Annotated in this window: 4 protein-coding genes and 1 pseudogene; 4 read left to right on the top strand and 1 reads right to left on the bottom strand. The window is 62.2% G+C overall.

Translation table 11 applies throughout. The annotated features are described in order from the left end of the window. A partial coding sequence (locus tag EOB36_RS33165; protein WP_128286548.1) for a LysR substrate-binding domain-containing protein occupies positions 1 to 608 on the bottom strand: 608 nt, incomplete at its 3' end. Positions 609 to 699: 91 nt separating this feature from the next. Here EOB36_RS33165 and EOB36_RS33160 point away from each other — a divergent pair. From EOB36_RS33160 to EOB36_RS34780, 4 genes and pseudogenes are all read left to right on the top strand, one after another. Beyond that, positions 700 to 2,250 (top strand): trimethylamine methyltransferase family protein, encoded by a 1,551-nt coding sequence (locus EOB36_RS33160; protein WP_126106982.1) that lies wholly within the window; start codon positions 700 to 702, stop codon positions 2,248 to 2,250. Positions 2,251 to 2,291: 41 nt separating this feature from the next. Next, positions 2,292 to 3,941, top strand: a complete 1,650-nt coding sequence (locus EOB36_RS33155; protein ID WP_128286547.1) for an ABC transporter substrate-binding protein — start codon at positions 2,292 to 2,294, stop codon at positions 3,939 to 3,941. 120 nt (positions 3,942 to 4,061) lie between these two features. Further along, complete coding sequence (locus EOB36_RS33150) at positions 4,062 to 4,541, top strand: DUF3828 domain-containing protein (protein WP_095485671.1); 480 nt, start codon at positions 4,062 to 4,064, stop codon at positions 4,539 to 4,541. 4 nt (positions 4,542 to 4,545) lie between these two features. Next, positions 4,546 to 4,758, top strand: a pseudogene (locus tag EOB36_RS34780) (hypothetical protein); the annotation flags it as partial.

Here is a 4,758-nt window from a genome sequence, read left to right as displayed (position 1 = left end):
CGAAACGGCTCCTCGAGATGGATGAGGCGGTGTGACGCCAATTCCTCGACGGTTTGCGGCAGGCCGAACTTCGCCGCATAGCTGGCGCCGGCAACGGGAAAGATTTCCTCGTCGGCCAGCGGCAGGCAATGATAGTCCGGCCACTCCCGGGGCTCGCCACCGCGCACAGCGAGCGGAATGCCCTCGGCGATAATGTCGAGGTCGCGGTCGGCGGTCTGGATACGCAGGTCAATGCCCGGCAATTCGTCGCGGAACTGCTGCAGGCGCGGCATCATCCAGAACGAGCCGAAGGCGGTCGAAGCGGCAAGCGTAACATGGCCGCCGGTCGCCTGCTGGCGCAGGTCCTCGGCCGACTTGCGGATATGCGAGAGGCCGAGCGAGACGTCGGCGTGGAAACGCTCGCCGGCCTCGGTCAGGCTGACCTGCCGGTGGCGCCGCTGGAAGAGTTTGGCGCCGAGCTTTTCCTCCAGCCCGCGCACCGCATAGGAGACGGCGGCCTGCGTCATGCCGAGCTCGCGCCCCGCGGCGGTGAAGCTCGACAGCCGCCCGGCGGCCTCGAAGACGATCAGGCTGCCGGCCGATGGCAATAGGTGGCGCAGGCTTCGCATAAGCAGAGCTTATACAAGAGATCAGGATTTTCCAGCGTCACAGTCATATTTCGTCTCGCTAAGTTGAGTGCCTGGGGAGGATGGAGTGGTCATGAACGCACCGGCCGTTGAAGTGAGCGAACACACGAACCGCCGCAGCGGCGGCCGCCTGGGGCGCAAGGCGCTGCGGGGAACTCCCATGGCGTCATTTCCAACCTTGGTCCGTAAGATTCCGGTATACCAAATGGTCCCGGATGAGGCGGTGGAGCTGATCCACCAGGAGTCGCTCTCCATCCTCGAAGAAGTGGGATGCGAGTTCCGTGACGACGAGGCGATCGCGTTGTGGAAGGCGGCGGGCGCCGATGTCTCCGAGACACGTGTCCGCATCGACCGCGCTCTTCTAATGGAACTCGTCTCGAAGGTCCCGCCGGAATTCACGCTCAATGCGCGCAACCCCGAGCGTTCGGTGCGCGTCGGCGGAAACAACTCCATATTTGTGCCGATGTATGGGGCGCCTTACGTGCGTGACCTCGACAACAACAGGCGCTACGGCACACTCGCCGACCTCAACAATTTCCACAAGCTCGCCTACATGGCGCCTGCGCTGCACTCGTCGAGCTCGGTCATCTGCGAGCCGATGGAAATTGCGGTGCCGAAGCGTCACCTCCACATCATCCATTCGGCGCTGAAGCACTCAGACAAGCCGTTCATGGGCATCGTGACCTCCAGGGAACGAGCCGAAGACACGATGGCGATGGCGGGCATCGTGTTCGGCGAGGACTATGTCCGAGACAATCCGGTGCTGGTGTCGATCACCAACTGCAACTCGCCGTTGGTCTGGGACGCCACCATGCTGGACGCGATGAAGGTCTATGCGCGCCACAACCAGCCGCTGATCCTGGCGCCCTTCGCGCTTTGCGGCGCCTCGACTTCGGCATCGGCCGTGGGAGCGGTCGCGCAGGTCAATGCGGAAGCGCTGGCAGGCATCGCCTTCACCCAGCTCCTGCGTCCGGGTTCGCCGCAGATCTACGGACAGTTCATGGTCACTGTCGACATGAAGACTGGTGCCCCCATGGGCGGCACGCCGGAGGCCGCCCAGATGATGTATCTGATGGGGGCACTGGCGCGGAAGTACCGGCTGCCCTGGCGTACGTCCGGATTCCATGTCGGGTCGAAGCTGAACGACGCCCAGGCGGGCTACGAGGCGAACATGCTGATGCATGCCGCCATCCTTGCCGGCGCCAACTACATCTGGCATTCCGCCGGCTGGCTCGAGGCCGGCCTGACCTGCGGCTATTCGAAATTTGCCACGGACTGCGAACAGCTTGTCGGCTGGTACAAGTATGCTGGCGGTCTCCCGTTCGACGATTTCAAGGAGGCGATGGCGGCGATCCGCGAGGTCGGGCCGCAGGGCCATTTCCTCGGCACCCAGCACACGCTCGACCATTTCGAGTCTGCCTTCTTCATACCGAGCATCATGGACTTCAATTCGTTCGAACAGTGGAAGGCCGAAGGGGCAAAGGACCACGATACCCGGGGGCGCGAGAAAGCGCGCAACATGCTCGCCGATTATGAGGAGCCGAAGCTCGATGAGGGCATCGCCGATGGCTTGAGAGATTTCATCGCGCAGCGCGAGGAGCGGCTGCCGGACAGCATTAGTTGATGCAACGGGCGAAGACCCAACGGGAACCACAGGGAGAAAAAATGGCACTCTTCAGAAGCAACGGTGATCGCGTGCCGAATGCGATCGAGGCGATGGGTGAGGATGTTCGCGCAGGCCGGATGGACCGGCGCGAATTTCTGGCGCTGGCAAGCGCCTTTGGGGCATCGACGGCCCTTGCCTATGGCATGATCGGCCTTGCCGTGCCTGAGCGGGCCTTGGCCGAAGAGCCGAAGAAGGGCGGGACGCTGCGCGTTTCGATGTCGGTGAAGGCACAGAAGGACCCGCGCACTTACGACTGGGTGGAGCTTGCGAACATTTCGCGCTGCTGGCTGGAGCCGCTTGTCCGCTACACGCGCGAATTCACTTTCGAGCCGGTCTTGCTCGAGAGCTGGGACGTCAACGACGACGCCACCGAATATGTGCTGCATGTGCGCAAGGGCATCACCTGGAACAACGGCGATGCTTTCAACGCCGATGACGTTGCCTACAATCTGACGCGCTGGTGCGAGAAGGAAGCCGCCGGTAATTCAATGGCCGCGCGCGTCGGTGCGCTGATCGATGCAAAAACCGGCAAGGCCAGGGAAGGGGCAATCACCAAGGTCGATGACAACACGGTCAAGCTGAAGCTGAACGAACCTGATATCTCGCTGATCCCGAACTTCACCGACTATCCGGCGCTCATGGTCCATCGCAAATTCGATGCCGACGGCGCCGATCCGATCGCCAAGCCGATCGGCACCGGGCCTTTCGAACTCGTGTCTTATTCGGTCGGCCAGAACGCAATCGTCAAGCGTCGTGAGAATGGCAAATGGTGGGGCGGCGAAGCGCCGCTCGACAGTGTCGAATTCATCGACTACGGCACCGACTTCAACGCCTCGGTGAATGCATTCGACTCCGGCGAGATCGACGTCAATTTCGAGACACCCGCCGACTTCATCGACATCCTCGACAAGATGGGGCTGGAGAAATCGGAGGTCGCGACAGCGACGACCCTCGTTGCCCGGACCAACATCACGCACAAGCCCTACGATGACCAGCGAGTGCGCAATGCCCTGCAAATGGCCGTCGACAACAATGCCGTGCTTCAACTTGGCTACGCCGGGCGGGGCACCCCAGGTGAAAACCACCACGTCAGCCCGATCCATCCGGAATACTACCCGCTGCCCAAAAAGACGCGCGACGCGGCGGGCGCCAAGAAGCTGATGGCCGAGGCGGGACAGGCCGACTTCGAGCATGAACTGATCACCGTCGAGGACGATTGGCAAAAGAATACCGGCGACGCGATTGCCGGCCAGCTGCGCGAAGCCGGGATCAAGGTGAAACGCACGGTGCTGCCGGGGTCGACCTTCTGGAACGACTGGACGAAGTACCCCTATTCCATGACCATCTGGTACATGCGCCCGCTCGGTGTTCAGGTGTTGGCGCTCGGCTATCGCACCGGCGAGGCCTGGAATGAAACGGCGTATTCGAATCCTGATTTCGACGCCAAGCTCAAGCAGGCCCTCTCACTCATCGACGTGGAGAAGCGCCGCGAGGTCATGAAGGACGTCGAGCAGATCCTGCAGGATTCGGGCGTCATCATTCAGCCGTTCTGGCAGAAGCTGTACAGCCACATGAACAAGAACGTGAAGAATTACGCTGTCCACCAGACTTTCGAGATGGATCTCCAGAACGTCTGGCTGGACGCCTGAGGTAACGCCCAAAGGGCGCCTGAGTTAACGCCCAAGGGGAATTCATGGGCCGCAAAAAAGCCGGGATGCAGGATTCGTGGTATTGAACGGTTCCCACCACGAAAGCCTGGAGATTATCGGATGAGACTGACTGCGCTTGCCGCCGCCCTCTCGATCGCAGCGCCTGCGGCCGCTCTGGCCGGGCCGGCATCCAATGCGGTGAAGTTCTTCTACATGCCCGAGGTCAAATTCGAGGCCGACGCGCAATACCGCGACCGCTTCACCGAGCCGGTGACCAAGCTGTTCGACCTCAACGACCAGGCAAAGAAGAACAAACCGGACGAGGTGCCTTGCATCGACTTCGCCCCCGGTCTCGACGCCCAGGATTTCGACGAGAAGACGGTCGCCAAGACGTTGAAGCTGTCTGAAGCAGTGGATGGCGATAGCGCCGAGGTGACGGCGACGTTCAACCTTTTCCCGGAAGGTGATGAATCCAAACGCGAAATGGTCTGGTCGCTCAAGAAGATCGACGGCCAGTGGAAGATCGCCGACATCACCTCGAAGACCAACGGCTGGACGCTGAGTGCGCTCGAATGCCTGGCTGGCCAGACTCCGGAGTGATGCCATGGCCCGCGCCCTGGCTCTGGCGACTGTGTGCCTGCTGGCGGCGGGGTTGAGCAGCGCCGCTGCTCAGGGCCTGTTCGGCGCGCCGCCCGCGAACGCGCCGGCCGACAATGCGGCACCTGCAACTCCGCCGGCCGCGTCTCAGCCGACTGACAGCGCCGCGGCCGCGCCGGTGCAGCCGGGTTCGCCAACGGCGGTGGGGAAGCCGTTTTAC

It is taken from the genome of Mesorhizobium sp. M6A.T.Cr.TU.017.01.1.1 (assembly GCF_004023115.1).
In the GTDB taxonomy this organism is placed as follows: domain Bacteria; phylum Pseudomonadota; class Alphaproteobacteria; order Rhizobiales; family Rhizobiaceae; genus Mesorhizobium; species Mesorhizobium mediterraneum.
Note: the sequence above shows the minus strand (reverse complement) of the source record. Positions and strands in the feature narration are given on the sequence as shown.